The organism is Bradyrhizobium sp. LeoA1Lang, from assembly GCF_055413685.1.
The window spans coordinates 21877-42399 of sequence record NZ_JBVAPG010000073.1; the positions used below are offsets into that span (position 1 = coordinate 21877).

At 63.3% G+C, this 20523-nt stretch carries 16 protein-coding genes, 1 tRNA gene and 1 pseudogene; 13 read left to right on the forward strand and 5 right to left on the reverse strand.

Annotated elements, in window-relative coordinates; genetic code table 11:
* Positions 1–84 precede the first annotated feature (84 nt).
* Together ACZYOF_RS23600 and ACZYOF_RS23605 are read right to left on the reverse strand one after the other, a co-directional pair.
* Positions 85–1032, reverse strand: a complete 948-nt coding sequence (locus tag ACZYOF_RS23600) for a hypothetical protein (protein ID WP_463717276.1) — start codon at positions 1030–1032, stop codon at positions 85–87.
* Positions 1033–1443: 411 nt separating this feature from the next.
* A tRNA-Arg gene (locus tag ACZYOF_RS23605) sits at positions 1444–1520 on the reverse strand.
* A gap of 478 nt (positions 1521–1998) precedes the next feature.
* Here ACZYOF_RS23605 and ACZYOF_RS23610 point away from each other — a divergent pair.
* The 10 genes from ACZYOF_RS23610 (at position 1999) to ACZYOF_RS23655 (ending at position 15895) form a co-directional block, all read left to right on the forward strand.
* The gene (locus ACZYOF_RS23610) at positions 1999–2658 is read left to right on the forward strand and encodes a class I SAM-dependent methyltransferase (RefSeq protein ID WP_463717277.1); all 660 of its coding nucleotides are present in this window, start codon (positions 1999–2001) and stop codon (positions 2656–2658) included.
* A gap of 29 nt (positions 2659–2687) precedes the next feature.
* A complete protein-coding gene (locus ACZYOF_RS23615; RefSeq protein WP_463717278.1) occupies positions 2688–3050 on the forward strand; it encodes a hypothetical protein in 363 nt (120 codons plus the stop codon).
* Complete coding sequence (locus ACZYOF_RS23620) at positions 3047–8254, forward strand: alpha-2-macroglobulin family protein (RefSeq protein ID WP_463717279.1); 5208 nt, start codon at positions 3047–3049, stop codon at positions 8252–8254. The genes ACZYOF_RS23615 and ACZYOF_RS23620 overlap by 4 nt, the downstream gene beginning before the upstream one ends.
* 107 nt (positions 8255–8361) lie before the next feature.
* On the forward strand, positions 8362–10476 hold the full coding sequence (gene pbpC / locus ACZYOF_RS23625) for a penicillin-binding protein 1C (RefSeq protein WP_463717280.1): 2115 nt from the start codon (positions 8362–8364) through the stop codon (positions 10474–10476).
* Between the two features lie 74 nt (positions 10477–10550).
* Positions 10551–12296: an ArnT family glycosyltransferase gene (locus ACZYOF_RS23630; protein ID WP_394567742.1), complete on the forward strand. Its 1746-nt coding sequence runs from the start codon at positions 10551–10553 to the stop codon at positions 12294–12296.
* A 3-nt stretch (positions 12297–12299) separates the two neighbouring features.
* Positions 12300–13145 carry a phosphatase PAP2 family protein gene (locus ACZYOF_RS23635; RefSeq protein WP_394567741.1) on the forward strand — a complete coding sequence of 282 codons (846 nt, stop codon included), beginning with the start codon at positions 12300–12302 and terminating at the stop codon, positions 13143–13145.
* 81 nt (positions 13146–13226) lie between these two features.
* Positions 13227–14015 carry a glycosyltransferase family 2 protein gene (locus ACZYOF_RS23640; protein WP_463717281.1) on the forward strand — a complete coding sequence of 263 codons (789 nt, stop codon included), beginning with the start codon at positions 13227–13229 and terminating at the stop codon, positions 14013–14015.
* On the forward strand, positions 14008–14322 hold the full coding sequence (locus ACZYOF_RS23645; protein ID WP_130580348.1) for a lipid-A-disaccharide synthase N-terminal domain-containing protein: 315 nt from the start codon (positions 14008–14010) through the stop codon (positions 14320–14322). Before ACZYOF_RS23640 ends, ACZYOF_RS23645 begins: the two co-directional genes overlap by 8 nt.
* 360 nt (positions 14323–14682) lie before the next feature.
* Positions 14683–15216: a tetratricopeptide repeat protein gene (locus ACZYOF_RS23650; RefSeq protein ID WP_463717282.1), complete on the forward strand. Its 534-nt coding sequence runs from the start codon at positions 14683–14685 to the stop codon at positions 15214–15216.
* Positions 15217–15355: 139 nt separating this feature from the next.
* On the forward strand, positions 15356–15895 hold the full coding sequence (locus tag ACZYOF_RS23655; RefSeq protein WP_463717283.1) for an arsenate reductase/protein-tyrosine-phosphatase family protein: 540 nt from the start codon (positions 15356–15358) through the stop codon (positions 15893–15895).
* Between the two features lie 88 nt (positions 15896–15983).
* Here ACZYOF_RS23655 and pdxR read toward each other — a convergent pair whose 3' ends face one another.
* The gene (gene pdxR, locus ACZYOF_RS23660) at positions 15984–17408 is read right to left on the reverse strand and encodes a MocR-like pyridoxine biosynthesis transcription factor PdxR (RefSeq protein WP_463717284.1); all 1425 of its coding nucleotides are present in this window, start codon (positions 17406–17408) and stop codon (positions 15984–15986) included.
* Positions 17409–17497: 89 nt separating this feature from the next.
* On the opposite strand from pdxR, the gene ACZYOF_RS23665 reads away from it, so the two are divergent.
* The 3 genes from ACZYOF_RS23665 to ACZYOF_RS23675 all read left to right on the forward strand — a co-directional run bounded on the left by ACZYOF_RS23665 (position 17498) and on the right by ACZYOF_RS23675 (position 19091).
* A complete protein-coding gene (locus ACZYOF_RS23665) occupies positions 17498–17914 on the forward strand; it encodes a cupin domain-containing protein (RefSeq protein ID WP_394567735.1) in 417 nt (138 codons plus the stop codon).
* Between the two features lie 25 nt (positions 17915–17939).
* The gene (locus ACZYOF_RS23670; protein WP_463717285.1) at positions 17940–18395 is read left to right on the forward strand and encodes a carboxymuconolactone decarboxylase family protein; all 456 of its coding nucleotides are present in this window, start codon (positions 17940–17942) and stop codon (positions 18393–18395) included.
* A gap of 168 nt (positions 18396–18563) precedes the next feature.
* Positions 18564–19091, forward strand: a complete 528-nt coding sequence (locus tag ACZYOF_RS23675) for a cupin domain-containing protein (RefSeq protein ID WP_463717286.1) — start codon at positions 18564–18566, stop codon at positions 19089–19091.
* A gap of 212 nt (positions 19092–19303) precedes the next feature.
* Here the strand turns inward: ACZYOF_RS23675 and ACZYOF_RS23680 are convergent, their stop codons facing one another.
* Both ACZYOF_RS23680 and ACZYOF_RS23685 read right to left on the reverse strand, forming a co-directional pair.
* Complete coding sequence (locus ACZYOF_RS23680; RefSeq protein WP_463717287.1) at positions 19304–20002, reverse strand: hypothetical protein; 699 nt, start codon at positions 20000–20002, stop codon at positions 19304–19306.
* Between the two features lie 417 nt (positions 20003–20419).
* Positions 20420–20523, reverse strand: a pseudogene (locus tag ACZYOF_RS23685) (IS110 family transposase); the annotation flags it as partial.

Below are 20523 nucleotides of genomic sequence, written 5' to 3' on the forward strand. Positions count from 1 at the left end.
CCGTCCTGGACGAGCAGGGCAGTGATTGCCGCGCCGCCTTGCTTGTGCCGACCGGGCGCCGCCGAGCAGGATTGGGGACCAATTCTAGGCCGCCCCATCGTTTTGGGGCAAGAGCGGAAGGCCCCGAAGCCCGGGCACTCCATTTTGTAAATTAGCGAGGCGGCCCTTCATCATTGTCAAAATCGCCTCTTTGTTCTCGCGGCCCTTGTCCCAAACGTAACCATGGGCGAGGCTAATCACGATGCCGCTACTAAGGTGCACCAAGAAGCCACCCGGTATGACGGTGATTAGCAAAACGGTAGCGCCGCTCCGCGCCAGACCTTTCAATGCTGGCTCAATCAGGTCTTGGAGATCATCGTGCTCAGATTCCCTAACCAGGAAATAGGCTCGCCCGAGGGCGATTAAACCAACAAGCGGGGCCACTACGTTGGCGTAGACAATGCCGCTGCATTGAGTAGCCGTGGCCGATGCGACTAATTTGGCCGGGTCGTTCCAGTTGCAGTAGATTGACACGCCGCAAATGTCGCCACCTACAAGCTGAGCCACGTTTACACAATCTAAGTGCTTGAAGTATTCGCTGACTTGATCGGCATGATCGAGGATTACGATCGGCATACCGCGAGCCGTGATTAAGTCTTTCCAATATTCGTTCGCCCAGGTGCCAAGTTGGTCCAGCGCGCCAAGGTCGGGCAACGCCGTGCCAACGGCCTTCCAACTACCCGCAAGGGTGTGGCCACCATCGTAGAGCCTGTGCCAGCCGCCGCCGATGTGTGTGCGAAGATACTCAGCATCCATAGCCTTGCTGGCGACGGTCGCGTACTGGTTGCTCAGGTGATCTGCCAGCCAATTGCTGAATTCGCTGTTGTTCTTCCAATCGAGCGCGGCCGTATACGCCTCGCCGGCAACAGAGGCGGTCGCGCTCAGCCCGGCTGCTATTGAGTTACGGACGCGTCCGGAGGCCACGCGCGTGGCGTCCCGCCAGCCGGATGTGACTTGCGTGGCGCGTTGACGCCAAGCTTCCAGAAAATCCATCTTGCCCCCTAAACGCGAGTGGAATCTTACCGAATGTCAGTCACAGGCCGGCGGCGGCGCGTCTTCGTGGTCGCGCAATTGGCGCGCGCTCCGAAGAAATCGATATTGCGTGCCAGCCGAGCCTTCAAAACCCGGGATCGCGAGAACCATAAGGGTTTCGTTTTCGGCGACGGTTCGTGGCAAATGCGGTGAACTCAAATTGTTGTTGCCCCATGGATGGCCCCCAGTTTTCTCAACTATTGGCTGCTTCCTCAGATGCCGCAACCCTAAAACTAGGTCTGACCCTGATATCAAGGAAAGCGCGATGCGGTCGCATCGAAACGTGCCCCACATGACGCAAGACGACCAAACTGTTACCCTTGTCTCCGGTACCAACCGTAACCCATGTGTCCGGAACGGACCAAAATGAAGTGGCGATCCCAGCAGGATTCGAACCTGCAACCCGCGGAGTAGAAATCCGCTACTCTATCCAGTTGAGCTATGGGACCGTCTTGGCGCGGCATCGGCCATCTGGCCTTTCTTTAATATAATCATAGGCCTGTCGCCAGCATGGCAGAGCGGAAAATAACAGGAAAAACATAAGGCTGGGGTCCCGACTGGGGGCCACTGCCAGCCTTCTTGAAATCCGGCAGGCGGGCCTCCCGAGCCCCGGAATACGACCACTCGGGGCGAACCGACAGGGCCGAATGGCGGTGTCCACGCATTTGCTGGAAAATAGCGCCCGGACCTCAAGACCGGGAGCCTCCGCTGCCTTAGCCGTCGGTATCATTGTGAAGCCTGAGTCCCTGTGGCCCGGCTGGCTGCATCAGTTACCGACGTGGCGTCCACCGCAAGGCTCGCACACGCCTCTTCCTCTGCGCCAGGCGAGGGGCGCGACCGGAATTCGCACCCGGTCGAATTGTTTCCAAATGTTTCTGACAGTAGGGAGGTGGGCACTGCCGAGAAAAGCTTGGACGGGAGGCGTCGATGACCTTGATACAGAGAGTAAAACGCAAGCTGTTCCCGCCTCGCGAAGTCATCGAGGGCTATGAGAGCGAGGAGTTGGTCGAGACGATCTTGCACAAGACCATCGCTTACGATCCTACCGGCGACTGGCCGCTGGTGGCCGGGATCAAGTCAGTGCTCGATTTCGGAGGCGGCGCCGGCCTGCATTACAAGCTCGCCCGCAAGCAGGCGCCGGACATCCGCTGGGCAGTGGTGGAAACGCCGGCCATGGCGCGCCGCGCGCGTCAGTTGGCGACCAATCGGCTGATGTTCTTCAGCGACATCCATGAAGCCGCTGACTGGCTCGGAGAGATCGAGCTGATGCACTCGAACGGCGCCATCCAATACGTTCCGGAAGCAACTGAGACCATCCGGGCCTTGTGCGCCACGCAGCCGGCGGCGATGGCATGGTATCGGGTGCCGATCAGCGACGCCGACCCCAAAGCAGAGGTGCAGACATCGTTCCTCAGCGACAACGGACCGGGAGCGCTGCCGACGTCGAAGGACAAGCTCGTCAGGTACGCGAGGAACTGGATTCCGGCGCAAGCCTTCCTCGCTGCGCACCAGGGCTATCGCATCGCCGAGCGCAGCCCGGATCCGCGCGAGCACGGCACGCAGCAGTTCCGCTTCCTTCGACATTAGATCATGATCCGATTAGACGGAATTGGATCATGATCTTCTCTCTTTGTTTGAGCATGATCTTTTCGGAAAACCGGTTTCCACTTTTCCGGATCATGCTCCAAGGCTGGGCGGCCGCCCAGCCTGCCGATGCGAAAGATCCGATTTTTCGGCGACCCGATCCGAACCATTTTCTGATATCGGGCGACAAAGGCGTGCGGGTGGAGCGCGGGTTGCGGTCCACGGTCACCGCCTGCCGCGCCGGCGCTCCGCCGGCCGGGGATAATGACTGGTTTGGCAATGCCTGTTTGCGACTCCTTCGCTACGTTTGTTTCCGCGCCATCAGTCTGTCACCTTTTCGCGCCCTTTTATTCGTCACGCGGCATTCGGCTGCCGCCCCGGGAGATCCGTCATGATTGGTTTGGTTCGTGTCGCAGCTTTTTGCGCAGCGCTGGCGCTTGGCCTCGCGACGGCGCAGGCGGCTGACAAGGCGTTCAAGCGCGACGACCTCGCCGATTCCGCGATCAAGCTGGAGGCGCAGATCAAGAGCGAGGCGGGGCCGGTCGCCAAGAGCACGGCGACGCTGAAGACCGATGCGGATGCCGCTTTCAGGCGCGCCGATTTCCGCACGGGCCTGCAGATCCTCGGCCAGATCGCCGCCACCACGCCGGAGGACAGCGGCAACTGGCTGCGGCTTGCCCGCACCATCTTCCAGATCCGCACGTCGAGCTCGAGCGAGCAGACCTTCCTGCTCGAGCGCGCCTCGACCGCCGCCTATATCGCCTATCAGCGTGCCGGCAACCAGGCGGAGGAGGCCGATGCGCTGGCCGTGCTCGGCCGGGCGTTCTCGGAGCGCAAATTGTGGCGGCCGGCGCTCGATGCGCTCCGGATGTCGCTCGACATGCGCGAGGTCGCCGAAGTCCGCGGCCAGTATGAGAAGATGCGCGACGAGCATGGCTTCCGGCTGCTCGACTACAGCGTGGATTCCGATGGCGCCACGCCGCGCGCCTGCTTCCAGTTCTCCGAGGAATTGGCCAAGCGCGTCGATTTCGCGCCGTTCGTGGCGCTTGCCGGCACCGACAAGCCGGCGCTCACCACCGAAGGCAAGCAGCTCTGTGTCGATGGGCTGAAGCATGGCGAGCGCTACAATGTCAACCTGCGCGCCGGCCTGCCGTCGACGGTGAAGGAGGTGCTGCCGAAGTCGGCCGAATTCAACATCTATGTCCGCGACCGCAAGCCGTTCGTGCGCTTCACCGGCCGCGCCTATGTGCTGCCGCGCACCGGCCAGCGCGGCATCCCGGTGGTCAGCGTCAATACTCCGGCCGTGACCATCAACGTGTTCCGGATCGGCGACCGCAACCTGATCAACACGGTGATCGACAGCGACTTCCAGCGCACGCTGAGCAGCTACCAGCTCTCGGATCTCGGCGACCAGCGCGGGATGAAGGTCTGGTCCGGCGAACTCGCGACCGCGACCACGCTCAACCAGGACGTCGTCACCGCGTTCCCGGTCGACCAGGCGCTCGGCGACCTGCAGCCCGGCGTCTATGTCATGACCGCCGCCGCCAAGGGGCCGAGCAGCGACGATGACGGCACGCTGGCGACGCAATGGTTCATCGTCTCCGACATGGGGCTGACAGCGTTCTCCGGCAATGACGGCATCCATGTCTTCGTCAATTCGCTGGCGTCCACCGAGCCGGTTGCCAAGGCCGAGGTAAAGCTGGTCGCTCGCAACAACGAGATCCTGGCCACGCGCAAGACCGACGAGACCGGCCATGTGGTGTTCGAGGCCGGGCTGGCGCGCGGCGAGGGCGGCCTGTCGCCGGCGCTGCTCACCGTCATGAGCGAGAAGTCGGACTATGCGTTCCTGAGCCTGAAGAGCAATGCCTTCGACCTCACCGATCGCGGCGTCGCGGGTCGCGCGGTGCCCGCGGGCGCCGATGCCTTCGTCTATGCCGAGCGCGGCGTCTACCGCTCCAACGAGACCGTCTATCTCACCGCGCTCTTGCGGGACGGGCAGGGCAACGCCATGACCGGCGGCCCGCTGACGCTGGTGATCGAGCGTCCCGACGGTGTCGAATTCCGCCGCGCCGTGCTGCCCGACCAGGGCGCCGGCGGCCGCAGCATGGCCGTTGCGCTGAATTCGGCGGTGCCGACCGGCACCTGGCGCGTGCGTGCCTTCACCGATCCGAAGGGAGCGTCCGTCGGCGAGACCACCTTCATGGTCGAGGACTACATTCCCGAACGGATCGAATTCGATCTGACCGCCAAGGACAAGGTCATCAAAGCTGAAGTTCCAGTGGAACTTAAGGTCGACGGTCATTTCCTTTACGGCGCGCCGGCGTCCGGGCTGCAGCTCGAAGGCGACATGCTGGTGACGACGGCAGCCTCGGGACGTCCCGGCTATTCCGGCTACCAGTTCGGCGTCGCCGACGAGCAGAGCGCCAGCAATGAGCGCACCCCGATCGAGAACCTGCCGGAGTCGGACGCGAAGGGCGCGGCCGTCTTCCCGGTGAAGCTGGAGAAGGCGCCGACCTCGACCCGGCCGCAGGAAGCGCAGATATTCATCCGCATGGCGGAGACCGGCGGCCGCTCGGTTGAGCGCAAGATCGTGCTCCCCGTGGCGCCGGCGAGTTCGCTGATCGGCATCAAGCCGTCGTTCGGCGACAAGAGCGTGGCGGAAGGCGACAAGGCCGAGTTCGACGTCGTGTTCGTCGATCCCGACGGCAAGCAGCTCGCGCGCAACGGTCTGCGCTACGAACTCCTGAAGATCGAGTCGCGCTACCAATGGTATCGCCAGGGCTCGTCCTGGGACTATGAACCGGTCAAGTCGACGAGCCGCGTCGCCGATGGCGATGTCAATCTCGCTGCCGACAAGCCGTCGCGGCTGTCGTTCGCGCCGCAGCCGGGCCGATATCGCCTCGACGTCAAGTCGAACGATGCCGACGGCCCGCTGACCTCGGTGCAGTTCGATGTCGGCTGGTATTCCGACGGCAGCGCCGACACACCGGACCTCCTGGAAACCTCGATCGACAAGCCGGAATACCAGTCCGGCGACACCATGCTGGTCACCGTCAGCGCCCGCTCGGCGGGGCGGCTGACCGTCAACGTGCTCGGCGATCGCCTGCTGACGACGCAGACCGCTGACGTCAAGGAAGGCACCCAGCAGGTCAGGCTCACTGTCGGCAAGGATTGGGGCACCGGCGCCTATGTGATGACGACCTTGCGCCGTCCGCTCGATACGGCCGCGCAGCGCATGCCGGGTCGTGCGATCGGCCTGAAATGGTTTGGCATCGACAAGAAGGCCCGCACGCTCGCGGTGACGCTCTCGCCGCCTCCGCTGGTGCGGCCGGGCTCGGCGCTGAAGATTCCGGTCAAGCTCGACGGGCTCAATCCCGGCGAGGACGCCAAGGTCGTGGTGGCCGCCGTCGATGTCGGCATCCTCAACCTCACCAATTACAAGCCGCCAGCGCCTGACGATTACTATCTCGGCCAGCGTCGCCTGACGGCCGAAATCCGCGACCTCTACGGCCAGCTCATTGACGGCATGCAGGGCACGCGCGGCCAGATCAGGACCGGCGGCGATTCCGGCGGCGCCGAATTGCAGGGCTCGCCGCCCACGCAGAAACCGCTGGCGCTCTATTCCGGCATCGTCACCGTCGGCGCCGATGGCACCGCCGAGATCAGCTTCGACATCTCGGAATTCGCCGGCACCGCGCGGGTGATGGCGGTGGCCTGGAGCGCCACCAAGCTCGGCCGCGCCACCACCGATGTCACCGTGCGCGATCCCGTGGTGCTGACCGCGACTTTGCCGCGCTTCCTGCTCAATGGCGACCGCGGCACCATGAGCATGGATATCGACAATGTCGAGGGCGCAGCCGGCGACTACATCATCAACGTGAAGGCTTCCGGCCCGGTGAAGCTCTCGGGCAATCCCGCCACCACGGTGAGGCTCGCCGCCAAGCAGCGCACTTCGCTGTCGCTGGCACTCGACGCCGGCGGCGCCGGCGCCGGCAATCTCGATGTCGACATCATGGGCCCGAATGGCCTGACGCTGGCGCGCCATTACGCGCTCGATGTCAAGCCGGCGACGCAGGTGTTGGCACGCCGTTCCGTTCGCACGCTGGCCAAGGGCGACAGCCTGACGCTGACGTCGGACATGTTCACCGACCTCGTGCAGGGCACCGGCGGCGTGTCGGTGTCGGCGAGCCTGTCGACTGCGCTCGACGCCGCCACGATCCTCAAGGCGCTCGACCGCTACCCGTACGGTTGCTCGGAGCAGATCACGAGCCGCGCGATGCCGCTGCTCTATGTCAACGATCTCGCCGCCGGGGCGCATCTGGCGATGGACACCGCGGTCGACCAGCGCATCAAGGATGCGATCGAACGGCTGCTCGCCCGCCAAGGCTCGAACGGCTCGTTCGGCCTGTGGTCGGCCGGCGGCGACGACGCCTGGCTCGATGCCTACGTCACCGACTTCCTGACCCGCGCCCGCGAGAAGGGCTTTGTGGTGCCGGATGTGCTGTTCAAGAACGCGCTCGACCGCATCCGTAACGCCGTCGTCAATGCCAACGAGCCGGAGAAGGACGGCGGCCGCGATCTCGCTTACGGCCTCTACGTGCTCGCCCGCAATGGTGCGGCCCCGATCGGCGACCTGCGCTACCTCGCGGACACCAAGCTGAACAACCTCGCAACTCCGATTGCGAAATCGCAGCTCGCAGCCGCGCTGGCGCTGGTCGGCGACCGGGCGAGGGCGGAGCGGGTCTATGCCGCTGCGCTCGACTCGCTCAATCCAAAGCCGGCGCTTGAGTTCGGCCGCACGGATTACGGTTCGGCGCTGCGCGATGCCGCTGCGCTGGTCTCGCTCGCCGGCGAGGGCAATGCGCCGCGCGCCACCATGGTCGGCGCGGTCGCGCGCGTCGAGGCGGCGCGGGGGCTGACGCCTTACACCTCGACCCAGGAGAACGCCTGGCTGGTGCTCGCCGCCCGCGCGCTCGCCAAGGAAACGCTGAGCCTCGACGTCGACGGCCAGCCGGTCAAGACGGCGGTGTTCCGCAGCTACAAGGCTGAGGCGATGGCCGGCAAGCCGATCAAGATCACCAACACCGGTGAAGCGCCGGTGCAGGTCGTGGTCTCCGTGTCGGGCTCGCCGGTGACGCCGGAGCCGGCCGCTTCCAACGGCTTCAAGATCGAGCGCAATTATTTCACGCTCGACGGCAAGCCGGCTGACGTCAGCAAGGCGAAGCAGAACGATCGTTTCGCCGTCGTCTTGAAGATCACCGAAGCCAAGCCGGAATACGGGCACATCATCGTGTCGGACTATCTGCCGGCAGGCCTTGAGATTGACAATCCGCATCTCGTGTCCTCCGGCGACTCCGGCACGCTCGACTGGATCGAGGACGGCGAGGAGCCCAAGCATACCGAGTTCCGCGACGACCGCTTCACCGCGGCGATCGACCGGGCCGCCGACGCCAAGTCGGTGTTCACGGTCGCCTATGTCGTGCGCGCGGTCTCGCCCGGCAAATACGTGCTGCCGCAGGCCTATGTCGAGGACATGTACAATCCCTCGCGCTACGGCCGCACCGGCACCGGCACTGTGGAGGTGCGGGCAGCGAAATGAGTGGCGGCCGGACGAGGGACGGTGCCATGAAGGGGACGGCGTCTCCGCACACCCCATCGTCATGCCCGGGCTTGACCCGGGCATCCACGCTTGCCGCGGAAAAGAACGTGGATGGCCGGGACAAGCCCGGCCATGACGCCCGTGGTGGTAAGCGGCGGGTTCTACGTATCGCAGTTTTTGCTGCGGCTATTCTCATTGTAACTGCAACCGCCTTCACCGCCTGGGCCATTTCCCTCGGCCCATTGCCGCTCGCAGAGGCGCGAAAAGTCTCCACCACCATCGTCGACCGCAATGGCAAGCTGCTGCGTGCCTACGCGATGGTGGACGGCCGCTGGCGGCTGCCGGTCGATGCGAAGACATCAGTCGATCCGACCTATCTGAAGCTGTTGCTCGGCTACGAAGACCAGCGCTTCTATTCCCATCGCGGCGTCGATCCGCTGGCGCTGTCGCGCGCCGCGTTGCAGCTCGTCACCTCCGGCCACATCGTCTCGGGCGGCTCGACCATCACGATGCAGCTCGCGCGGCTGATGGAGCCGCGGCGCGAGCGCTCGCTCTACGCAAAACTGCGCCAGATCGTGCGCGCAGTGGAGATTGAGCAGCAGCTCGATAAGGACGAGATCCTCGACCTCTATCTCGCGCTGGCGCCGTTCGGCGGCAATCTCGAAGGCGTGCGCGCGGCATCGATCGCCTATTTTGGCAAGGAGCCGAAGCGGCTGACATTGGCGGAGGCGGCGCTCTTGGTCGCGCTGCCGCAATCGCCGGAGCGGCGACGGCTCGATCGCTATCCGCAAGCCGCGCGCGAGGGGCGCGACCGCGTGCTCGATCGCATGGTGGAGGAGGGCGTGCTGTCGGCGGAAGACGCGGCGCAGGCCAAGTCGGAAGCCGTGCCGAAATATCGCAAGCCGATGCCAATCCTGGCGCCGCATTCGGCCGACCAGGCGCTTGCGACGATGAAGGATGCGCGCCTCATCCGATTGACGCTCGATGCCACGCTGCAGAAGAATCTAGAATCTCTCGCCCGTGATCGTGCCGTCGCGCAAGGGCCGAACGTCTCGGTCGCGATCGTCGCAGTCGACAATGAGAGCGGCGACGTCCTCGCGCGCGTCGGTTCGCCCGATTATTTCGACGAGCGCCGGGCAGGGCAGGTCGACATGACGCGCGCGGTGCGCTCGCCCGGTTCGACGCTGAAGCCATTCATCTATGGCCTCGCCTTCGAGGACGGTTTTGTGCACCCCGAGAGCCTGATCGACGACCGCCCGATCCGCTTCGGCTCCTACGCGCCCGAAAATTTCGACATGACCTTCCAGGGCACCGTGTCGGTGCGCAAAGCGCTGCAATTGTCGCTCAACGTGCCCGCGATCGCGCTGCTCGACCGCGTCGGCGCGAGCCGCTTGTCGTCGCGCCTGAAGCAGGCGGGCACCAGCCTCGTGCTGCCGAAAGACGAAGTGCCAGGACTGGCGATGGGGCTCGGCGGTGTCGGCATCACCTTGCAGGATCTGGCGCAGCTCTATGCCGGCTTCCCCCGGCTCGGCACCACCAAGCCGCTCCGCGAGATCATGCTTGATCAAGACGAGCGCGAGCCGATGCGGCTGATGGACCAGGTTGCCGCCTGGCAGGTCGGCAATGTCCTGATCGGCACGCCGCCGCCGGAAAACGGCGTGCACAACCGGATCGCCTTCAAGACTGGCACCAGCTACGGCTACCGCGACGCCTGGTCGGTCGGCTTCGATGGCCGCATCACCATCGGCGTCTGGGTCGGCCGTCCCGACGGCGTGCCGGTGCCGGGGCTGATCGGGCGCGGCGCGGCGGCGCCGATCCTGTTCGACGCCTTTGCGCGGACCGGCAGGATTCCTGCGGCGCTGCCGAAGGCGCCGAAGGGAACGCTGGTCGCCAGCAACACCAAGCTGCCGCTGCCGCTCCGCCGTTTCCGTCCCATGGGGGAACTCGTGCGCACGGGCAGCGATCAGGCGCCGCACATCCAGTTCCCGATCAACGGCTCGCGCATCGATGTCGATCGCGCTGTAGGCGGCGAGGTCGCGCCGATGCCGGTCAAGGTCGCCGGCGGCGTCCTGCCGTTAACCATGCTGGTCAACGGGGTCGCGGTTGGCGATCTCGATAGCCGTCGCCAGCGCCTGATCGAGCCACCGGGCCCCGGCTTTGCCCGATTGACCGTGATCGACGCGACCGGAGCCGCCGATACGGTCGTTATCCGGGTGCAGTGACCCAGAGCCCACACAGGGGACAAAACGGAACCTGTGCGGTTGTTTGGCCTACGGTTTCATCGTATGCGAAGCCCATGGTTGAGACCGTCAATGTCAGGCGTTTCGGAGCAGGGCAACAGCCTGTAAAACCTGCGCATTCCAGCCGCAGGCTGGCGCTCGCATTCGAGTTTGCGACCGCCAATCACCGGCGCTCGGTTCTGTTCCTGGTGCTGTGCTGCCTGGTCCTGTTCCTGCCCGGCTTCTTCGCGACCCCGCCGATCGACCGCGACGAGGCGCGCTTTGCGCAGGCGACCAAGCAAATGGTCGAGAGCGGCGATTTCGTCGACATCCGGTTCCAGGACGACGTCCGCTACAAGAAGCCGGTCGGCATCTACTGGTTGCAGGCCGCAGTCGTTGAAACGGCCTCCGCCCTCGGCATGCCGCGGGCGCAGACACGGATCTGGCTCTACCGGGTGCCGTCACTGATCGGCGCGATCGGCGCCGTGCTTCTGACCTACTGGACCGCGCTTGCCTTCGTCACCCGGCGCGGCGCGGCATTGGCGGCGCTGATGATGGCGAGCTGCGTGCTGCTCGGCGCCGAGGCGCGCCTGGCGAAGACCGACGCGATGCTGCTGCTATCAGTCACTGCCGCGATGGGGGCTTTGGCACGGGTGTATCTGTCCTGGCAGCGCGGCGAGGATCCCGCGCATCCGCCGTGGTCAGGGCCTGTGATCTTCTGGACTGCGCTGGCCGGCGGCATCCTGCTGAAGGGGCCGCTGATCCTGATGTTCGTCGGGCTCGCCATCGTGGCTCTGGCGATCCTCGACCGCTCGCTGGAGTGGTTCTCCCGCATGCGCCCAGTCTGGGGCCTGATGTGGTGCCTGGTGCTGGTGCTGCCGTGGTTCGTCCTGATCTTCCTGCGCGCCGGCGAAACCTTCTTCGCCGATTCCGTCGGCGGCGACATGCTGAGCAAGCTCGGCGCGCAGGAATCCCACGGCGCGCCGCCCGGGCTCTATCTCGTCCTGTTCTGGATCACGTTCTGGCCGGGTGCGCCGCTGGCAGGTATGGCGGCACCGGCGGTGTGGCGTGCGCGACGCGAGCCTGGCGCGCAGTTTCTGCTGGCCTGGCTGATCCCGTCCTGGATCGTGTTCGAGGCGGTGCTCACCAAGCTGCCGCATTACGTGCTGCCGCTCTATCCCGCGATCGCGATCCTGACCGTCGGTGCGCTGGAACGGCGCGTGCTGTCGCGCTCCGTCTGGCTGATCCGCGGCTCGGCCTGGTGGTTCGCGATCCCCGCGATCGCTGCCGTGATTGCGGTCGCCGGTGCGATCAAGCTGACCCATCAGCCCGCGTTCCCAGCCTGGCCGTTCCTGGCGGGTGCGATGATCTTCGGCTTGGCCGCCTGGTGGATGTTCGAGGACAGCCGCGCCGAGCGCTCGTTCCTGAATGCGGTGATCGCGGCGATGCTGCTTGCGATCGCCATCTATGGCTTGGTGGTGCCGTCTTTGAAGCCGCTGTTTCCGAGCGGCGAGGTCGGGTACCTCCTGCGCTACGCCAATTGCCCGGGTCCGAAGCTGGCCTCGGCCGGCTACCACGAGCCGAGCCTGGTGTTCTCGACCGACACCTCGATCGTCCTGACCGACGGTTCGGGTGCCGCGGATTTCCTGGCGCAGGGCGCATGCCGGTTTGCGCTGGTGGAGGCGCGTTCCGAGCGCAATTTCGTGCAGCGGGCCGAAGCGATCGGTTTGCGCTACAACGCGGCGATGCGCATCGATGGCTATAACATCTCGCAGGGCAGGCCGATCTCCATCGGCATCTACCGTTCCGAGGACGTACACTAGAAAATGCCGGCGCCGGTCGTCCGCCATGAATCCGCAAGCTATCCGGCGCGCTTGGCCACGCTGACGGGGCGGTCGCTTGCCCAGCTTGTGCGTGCGCCGTCGCATTCGCGTCGGACGGAGGCCGGCCGGCGCGCGGCGCGGCACGGGCTGTCGCTGATCGCGATCATCGGCGCCGCCATCATTCTGCTGATGCTTGTGTTCGATGTGCCCGAGATCAAGCTGATGCCGCCGCGCGGCACTGCAAGCCTGTGGTGGGTCCGCATCCTCACCGATTTCGGCAAGGATGCCTATGTGCTGTGGACCGTGGCCGGACTGTTGATCCTGGTTGTGATCATTGCGCCGGCCTTGCACGGCATTCGGCGATCCCTGCTGCTGGGAATGGGAACGCGGCTGCAGTTCCTGTTCTTCGCGGTCTTGTTCCCGGTGCTGGTCGGCGACCTCCTGAAATGGATCGTCGGGCGCGGCCGGCCGTTTGTCGGCGGCGAGCCCAACGCCTTCAACTTCTCGCATTTCGCCGGCAGCGAGGCCTATGCCAGCTTTCCCTCCGGGCATGCGACCACCGCCTTTGCGCTGGCCTTTGCGATCTCGGCACTGTGGCCGCGGGCGCGGTTCGTGATGCTGATTTATGCGCTCGTGATCTGCGCCACCCGCCTGGTATTGCTGGCGCATCACCCGAGCGACGTGGTCGGCGGCGCGCTGGTCGGCGTGATCTGCGCCATGGCGGTGCGCTACTGGTTTGCGGCCCGGCGGCTCGGGTTTGCGATTCAGCGTGATGGCACGATCTACCCGCTTGCCGGCCCCTCGCTGGACCGCCTCAAAAGGGTTGCCGGGGGCGCTTCCGCCCCATAAAAGCGGCGCCGTCCCGCCGTATCAGGCGGTTCCGGCCGTAAGGCCGTCCAGAGAGCCAAAAATCCAGCCAAGAGTGCCGAATTGCCTCCTTCCGACCAGACCGCGGTGGCCGTCTCCATCGTTGTGCCCGTGCGCAACGAGGCCGAGAACATCGCGCCGCTGATTGCGGAGATCGCCGCCGCGCTCGGCCGCCGCTGGGTCTACGAGATCATCTATGTCGATGACGGTTCGACCGATGCGACCGCATCGCGGATCGGCGCGGCCATGAAGGAGCGCTCCAACCTGCGCCAGCTCCGGCATGCGGTCTCTTCGGGGCAATCGGCGGCAGTGCGCAGCGGCGTCCGTGCCGCGCGCGGCGCGATCGTTGCGACGCTGGATGGCGACGGCCAGAATGATCCTTCTTTCCTGCCGGATCTGATTGCCGCGGTCGAGAGCGGCAGCGGCCGCATCGGGCTTGCCGCCGGCCAGAGGGTAGGGCGCAAGGACACCGGCTTCAAGAAATTGCAGTCGCGCATCGCCAATGCCGTGCGCGGCGCGATCCTGCGCGACGGCACGCGCGACACCGGCTGTGGATTGAAGGCATTTCCGCGCGAGGTCTTCCTGATGATGCCCTATTTCGACGGGCTGCATCGCTTCCTGCCGGCGCTGGTCCGCCGCGAGGGTTTTGAGATCGCCTATGTCGACGTGGTCGACCGTCCCCGCCATTCCGGCGTCTCGAACTACGGCTTCTTCGACCGGCTCTGGATAGGGATCATGGATCTCGCCGGCGTCTGGTGGCTGATCCGCCGTAAGAGGCCGACGCCCGTGGCCACGGAAGTGACCGAGGTCACCGAAGTGACCGAAGCGACCAAGGTGACGCCCAATGAATGACTTGCTGAACTACCTGCATGACGTCTTCGTCGTGAAATTCGACGCCTGGGTTGTGCTCGGCTTCATCGCGCAGGGCTTGTTCACGATGCGCTTCGTCGTGCAGTGGATCGCATCCGAACGCGCGCGCAAGAGCGTGATCCCGGTGGCGTTCTGGTTCTTCTCGGTCGGCGGTGGCGCGCTGCTTCTGGTCTACGCGCTCTACCGCCGCGACCCCGTCTTCATCGCTGGTCAGGCGCTGGGCTTGCTGGTTTATATCCGCAATCTCTATTTCATCATGCTGAACCGTCCGTCCGTGACGTCGGAGTAATGGTCTCCTCATTCCACGGAGCCATGCCGATCGCTGACGGAGCCTGGCCAGGCCGTGTACTCAAGGACGCGATGAGGCACGCTTGTGTCCACGGCAGTAGCGTCACATTACAGAGATAACGAAGCGCAAGCTTTGAAATCCTTTAGGTCGGTTATGAAATCAAGAGCGCTTCTACGCGCAGCTACCCTATGGCTTATCGTCGGATTTGTCGGAGCGGTCGGATTTTCCGGTATAGCCGCCGCTGGTAATTTGGTGACTTCGCCCGAAGCATCCCGAAAAAACTTGGGCTCGACAGCCACCTCGGCTTGTATGGCGCCGCCTCCTTCCGGTCCAACCTATGAGGCCTGGCACAAAAGCGCGATGATCTACAATAGCGGGGTCGAATCTCATAAGCAGAAGGATAACGATCGAGCCGCCCAGTTCGATACTGCAATCAAGCTCTATCCGAACAATGCCTTGGCTCACGTGGGAAGGGGCGAAATCTACAGAGCCGAGCGAAAGTATGATCGTGCTATCGATGAATTTAGCAGAGCGATCAAAGTCGCACCAAGCTGCTTCGTAGCCTTTAACAGTCGTTGTTACTCTCGCGCAATCAGAGACGATTTACAAACCGCGCTAACCGATTGCAATGAGGCGCTGCGACTGAACCCGGGGAGCGCCGGGATGTTGGACAGTCGTGGATTCGTTTATCTCAAGATGGGCGATCTCGATAAGGCAATTGCGGATTACGACGCCGCGTTGCAGATCGACGCGAATTTAGCGTACGCCCTGTTTGGACGCGGAAAGGCGAGGCTGCTGAAGGGGGACGAACCGCGCGGCTCTTTCGACATAACGGTGGCGAAACGTATCAAGCCGGAAATTGCCGACGAGATGTCGCGTTACGGCGTAAAATAACGAGAAATTTCAAGAGCCAGCCCCAATGTGGCGCGCCAATCATCTGCGTGACGTCGGTCGCGAGCGAAAAAACGTATCTGCCGCCAGGAACTCAAAGACCAGCTCTCGATTTGTTTTTCACACTCGATGGAGCCTTGGCATGGCAGACGGCCGCTACAATGTGCTCTTTCTCTCGAATCGGAACTCGGCGCGTAGCATTTTCGCCGAAGCGGTGTTGAACCGCATTGGGCGCGAACGCTTCACTGGCTTTAGCGCCGGGTTGCGCCCGGCCAGCCAGCTCGACGAACTGGCAATCGACGTTCTGAGGGTCGCGGAATACCGCCCTGAGGGATTGCATCCGAAGCATTGGAAAGAGTTCGCGAAGGCCGACGCTCCGCCTTTGGATTTTGTGTTCACGCTGTGCGATATCGAGGCCGGAGAGCCGCTGCCGCATTGGCCGGGCCGTCCGGTAACCGGCGACTGGCGTTATCCCGACCCTGCGAGGTACTCCGACCAGCGCGAACGGCGTACGGCCCTCGCCGCCACGCTTGGTGGTCTTGAACGACAGATACTGGCCTTCATGCAACTCCCTTTCCGGTCACTCGATGAAATCAGCCTGCGCGAGCGACTGAAAGAGCTTGGCCAAGGTGTCAGCTTCGATGATCATGCGTCGGGCCCAAATATGGCTCGGAAGGCGTAGCTCGGTGCGGGACACCATTCTCGCCGTTCGCAGCGCTTCTTCGTGCCCGGGGATGGCAACCATCTTTCGCTATCGGCGGAAACGCGATTCAAGACCGGCATGAGCCGAAGCGCTCGATGATTCCGCAAAGACGGTCGCAGGATCTCGCCAGATGCTTTGTTGGGACCGTCGCGATGCCCAGAAGAAGCCCCGATCGTCCGGAAGCCGGCCGCGCGTACCAGGTCGACAAAGGCGCTGGTGCCATTCCAAACGCAAGCGTTTCCCTGGCGATGGATGTGTCTGGCGCGCCGTCGGGCAATCGCAGCAGCACAGCCAATCCCGCTGTTGCGATGCTGGCAGCTTCGACGTGCGGCCGCAGGCACTCCAGCAAGGCGTCGCGCTGAGCGGAGTAGGCTCGCTTGGTGCGCCGAAGATGGCGCAGGTAGTGGCCTTCGCGCATGAACTCGGCGGTCGCGAGTTGCACGGACGGCCCGGGCGGCGGCGCAAGGCACGCGGCGACCTCCGCGAAGCGGGACAACAGCGAAACGGGCGCGACGAGAAAGCCGAGCCGCAACGTGGGACTGATGGTCTTGCTGAAGGAGCCGATGTGGATGACGCGCCCAGCGCGATCAAGTGAGGCGAGCGCCGGCGCGGCTCGCCCCTTGAGCTGCAGTTCGCTCAGATAGTCGTCTTCGACCACCCATACGCTTGCCTGAGCGGCCCAATCGAGCAGACGCAATCGGCGTTCCAGCGAGAGAGTAACCCCGAGCGGCGCCTGCTGCCCGGGGGTCACGACAACCAGCTTGGCGTCCGAGGCGTGGCGCAGCCCATGGTCGACATCGATGCCGCTGTCGTCGACCGGTATTGGTACAAGCGATAATCTTGCGAGCTCCAGGCCTCGACGGGTGAACGGGAAGCCGGGGTCCTCGGTCCAGGCTTTCTGTCCATCGAGGCCAAGCACGTGGAGCGCCAATCCCAGGCCGCCGCTATATCCCCCGGTGATGATGACCTGCGAGGCCGAACATTCGATGCCACGGGCAATGGCAAGATAGGCGGCGATTTCCCGCCGTAGTTCAAGTTCGCCGCGAGGGTCCGGGTAAATAGGTGCTGCGCGCGCCTCAGTGCGAATGGCATGGGCGCGGATTCGCGCGAGCAGCGTGGCCGGAAATGTCTCCTTTGCAGGGACCCCCATCTGAAAGATGGCCGGTCCCTGGGTCATTTCCAGGTACATCTCCATGAACGAGCCCGGATCAGGGGGCTGTTCGGAGCGGATGGCTGCGCGAGGCCGCTCCGCGACATGGGTTCCGGTGGCCCGCGATGCGACGATGAGCTGCGCTGCGGACAGCTTTTCGTAAGCCGCGCGCACGGTGCCGCGGGCGACGCCAAGCTGCGCCGCAAGGTCCTGCCAGGACGGCAGGCGCGCGCCGGGTGCGAGCACGCCACTCTCGATCGCCGCGCCGATACCCTTTCGGATCTGCTCAGCCAGCGACGCCTTCGCAGAGCGGTCGAGCTCCAATTTGAGCGGCCTAGTCACGTGCCCTGTAGTACACGATTTCTGTGCGTTCTTGGTGCTTTTTTCCGACCCAAGAGGACGACATCTAATCGAGGAGAAGGAGAAGAGCCATGAAGATACGAACTGTCATCGGCGCAGCGTCCGCTGCCATTGCCATTGCATCTGCTTCGCCCACTTCGGCCCAAGATATCGGCGGCAAGGTCACGACGAACTTCGAGCAGACGATACCCAACATTCCCGGCAAGTCGCTGATCGCCGTGGTCGTCGACTATCCGCCGGGCGGAGCCTCGGCTCCGCATACCCACGCAAAATCGTCGTTCATCTATGCCTACGTCATTTCCGGAAGCATCGAGTCGAAGGTGAACGATGGCACGACGCGGGTCTACAAGGCAGGTGAGAGTTGGTCCGAACCACCCGGCGCCAGCCATCCCATCAGCCGCAATGCCAGCAAGACCGAGCCGGCCAAGCTGCTCGCGGTCTTCGTCGTCGATACCGACGACAAGGCACTGACCACACCCGTCAAATAAGACCTGAAGATCAAGGAGAATAACAATGACCAAGCGTCTCGATTACAACCAAGTCGCGCCGAACGGCGTAAAAGCCCTTGGCGGCGTCTATGGCTATATCATGCAAAGCGGTCTTCCCGCCGAGCTGGTTGATCTGGTTTACCTACGGGTTTCGCAGATCAACAACTGTGCCTATTGCCTCGACATGCACACCCGCGACCTCATCAAGAAGGGTGTGAAGATCGAGAAGCTCGCGCTGGTGCAGGCCTGGGCGGAAGCTGGCCATCTCTTCAGCGAGCGTGAGCGTGCCGCGCTTGCCTGGGCCGAAACGGTGACACGTGTGTCGGAGACCGGCATACCGGATGAAGCGTTCCAGGCCGCGCGCGCAGTCTTTGAGGAAAAGGAACTGGTCGATCTCACGATCGCGATCGGCCTGATGAATGTCTACAACCGGTTGGCCATCGGCTTCCGGAACACGCCACAGGCGGTACTCGAAACCTGAGAAGTTGAGTGCAAGCGTCGGAGCGCAATCTGTTTCAAATGTAACCACGTAGGTCGCGGCCGAAACGCGTTTGCAACACGTGGTAGTGAGTCTCAGAGCAATGCTGCGGTCGACAATCGAGCGGCACGTGCCAGTCCTTCTGCAGCGTCATGCAAGAGGTCTCTGACGATGTCTGACAATCTCACTCTCAACAATCGTCGGTCGACGAGCGCGACCGATGTAAGTGAAGTGTTTTCCCCGCAGAAACACTTGCGTCCGACGAACGAGTATCTCACGGAATTTTCCGATGATGAAGGAGATTACTGTGTGATCCGATGCACCTTGCCCGTGGGGGCGGTGGTGCCGATGCATAGTCACGCCGACCGAGAGACGTTTTACGTGCTGTCCGGAAAGCTCGATGCTCTGCGGGCAGATCAGTGGGAGAAGCTTGAGCCAGGCAACATCTTCGATGTACCAGGCGGGACCAAGCACGCCTGGAGAAACTCGTCGCAAGTCGCCGCTTCGATCATCTGCGTGACAACAACAAAGATGGCGCGATTTCTGCAAGAGATCTCGATTCCGGCCGCCGATACGTCGCCCGAAGAGCACGCGCGGCGCTTCCTCGAACTTGTCCATGCAAAGGGGTATTGGTTGGCAAGTCCGGAAGAAAATGCTGCGGTAGGGCTGGATGTCAACTGGAACGAGCTTCGCGATTGAGTGCGCCGGCCTTCGCGACCCGCAAGCCTCCGGTCGCCGTCTCTGAAAGCGGACATTTGGGAGAGTCAGTCTAGGTCTGCTTCGGCTCAGCGCCAGCATCGGACGTTCATGCCTCCCGCGGATGAGTATCGGCAGAGGAGGAGCCCCGCTGTCGGGCAAGGCGCGTTCAGTGATTGACGCCCGGTGGTCGACACCGGGCATCGAGGTCCGTGTTATTTGATTTCCCACGACGTGTTGTGCGGGATGTCCATCGCAAAATAGTCACCCGGGCCGGCCAGCGCAGGCATAGAGATGCAAGCAAATGGTTCGCTCCCAGTGATCCCCTTATACTTCCCGGTACCGCCGGTGATGATATGAGTGCCGCAATCCAACTTCGGCTGGGACTTGTCGAGATCGCGCGTATCGAAGGTCGAGAAAATCTTGTCACCGTCGCTGTCGGCCAGCACGCAGGCGCCGTCAATGTACTTCTTGTCGCCGGACGCGACGTTCAGCGCCACGCAACGTGCTGACATCTTGTCCAGCATCTTCTCTCCCTTCATATTTTGCGTGGTCCCGACTGCCTCCAGCGTAGTGGCTTTACCGAGCTCAGCGGTGTCAATTGTCATCAATGGCCGAAAAATAAAATGCGTGACGTAGGGGGTGGTCCCCTTCTTTTCAATCGGGTCTCCCGCGACAGCCATGGGAGCAAAGGACATGAGCACCGCAGCAAGGGCCGTGGTCTTTGCGAGTCTCATCGCTGCGGCGGATGTGGCGAGTATGTTCAGGTTAATGAACTTCATCGGTTCCTCCTTCAAATCAAGCGGCGGTTTCAGGACTCTGCCGTGAACTGCCGCAAAGTTGGAGACGACCTGCATATGCCTTTCGTTGCAAACGTCGAATTGCGCGCCGGCGCTGAACGCCGACGCGGTCATCGTCTAATGATGCTTCGCCTCAGATCGACGAAGTATGTGGGGGATTGCGGCTCCGATCATCGGCGCATGACCTCGACACAAGGCATAACTCACGATCCGAGCGATCGGGACGGTACCATGGGGCGTGGCGGACGTCAGCCGTTCATATTCGCAAACAGCAGCACGTATTGTCAGTTGTCCTGACGCTATGTCGAACATGCGGTTGAGCTGTCGAGCTTGGCATCGCGGCTCAGTGGTGGCTGCTTCGCTACGGGCGCAAGGACGATTTCGGCACGAAGGTGCGACGAAACGACCCGACGGGCAAATCAGCCAAAGGTCTGTCCATCCCTTGGCGAAGAAATAAATCGCTTAACCCGTCGGGCAAATCAGTGATTTAACTTCGCGCGTCTCACGGCGGATGAGCGACTATCTGGATTGTCAAGTTGCATTGGCGTAAGCGGCACGCGCCTCGCGTGCTTTGGCGTTGAGGCGGACCAGGAGCTTACGGGCGAGCGCAATGCGAATGACCATTTTTTCCTTTC

Excerpts from the sequence above, each read along its gene's own strand:
- ACZYOF_RS23600 (WP_463717276.1), bottom strand. The coding sequence starts at position 1,032 with ATGGATTTTCTGGAAGCTTGGCGTCAACGCGCCACGCAAGTCACATCC.
- ACZYOF_RS23610 (WP_463717277.1), top strand. The coding sequence starts at position 1,999 with ATGACCTTGATACAGAGAGTAAAACGCAAGCTGTTCCCGCCTCGCGAA.
- ACZYOF_RS23615 (WP_463717278.1), top strand. The coding sequence starts at position 2,688 with ATGATCTTCTCTCTTTGTTTGAGCATGATCTTTTCGGAAAACCGGTTT.
- ACZYOF_RS23620 (WP_463717279.1), top strand. The coding sequence starts at position 3,047 with ATGATTGGTTTGGTTCGTGTCGCAGCTTTTTGCGCAGCGCTGGCGCTT.
- ACZYOF_RS23630 (WP_394567742.1), top strand. The coding sequence starts at position 10,551 with ATGGTTGAGACCGTCAATGTCAGGCGTTTCGGAGCAGGGCAACAGCCT.
- ACZYOF_RS23635 (WP_394567741.1), top strand. The coding sequence starts at position 12,300 with ATGCCGGCGCCGGTCGTCCGCCATGAATCCGCAAGCTATCCGGCGCGC.
- ACZYOF_RS23645 (WP_130580348.1), top strand. The coding sequence starts at position 14,008 with ATGAATGACTTGCTGAACTACCTGCATGACGTCTTCGTCGTGAAATTC.
- ACZYOF_RS23650 (WP_463717282.1), top strand. The coding sequence starts at position 14,683 with ATGATCTACAATAGCGGGGTCGAATCTCATAAGCAGAAGGATAACGAT.
- ACZYOF_RS23655 (WP_463717283.1), top strand. The coding sequence starts at position 15,356 with ATGGCAGACGGCCGCTACAATGTGCTCTTTCTCTCGAATCGGAACTCG.
- ACZYOF_RS23665 (WP_394567735.1), top strand. The coding sequence starts at position 17,498 with ATGAAGATACGAACTGTCATCGGCGCAGCGTCCGCTGCCATTGCCATT.
- ACZYOF_RS23670 (WP_463717285.1), top strand. The coding sequence starts at position 17,940 with ATGACCAAGCGTCTCGATTACAACCAAGTCGCGCCGAACGGCGTAAAA.
- ACZYOF_RS23675 (WP_463717286.1), top strand. The coding sequence starts at position 18,564 with ATGTCTGACAATCTCACTCTCAACAATCGTCGGTCGACGAGCGCGACC.
- ACZYOF_RS23680 (WP_463717287.1), bottom strand. The coding sequence starts at position 20,002 with ATGACCGCGTCGGCGTTCAGCGCCGGCGCGCAATTCGACGTTTGCAAC.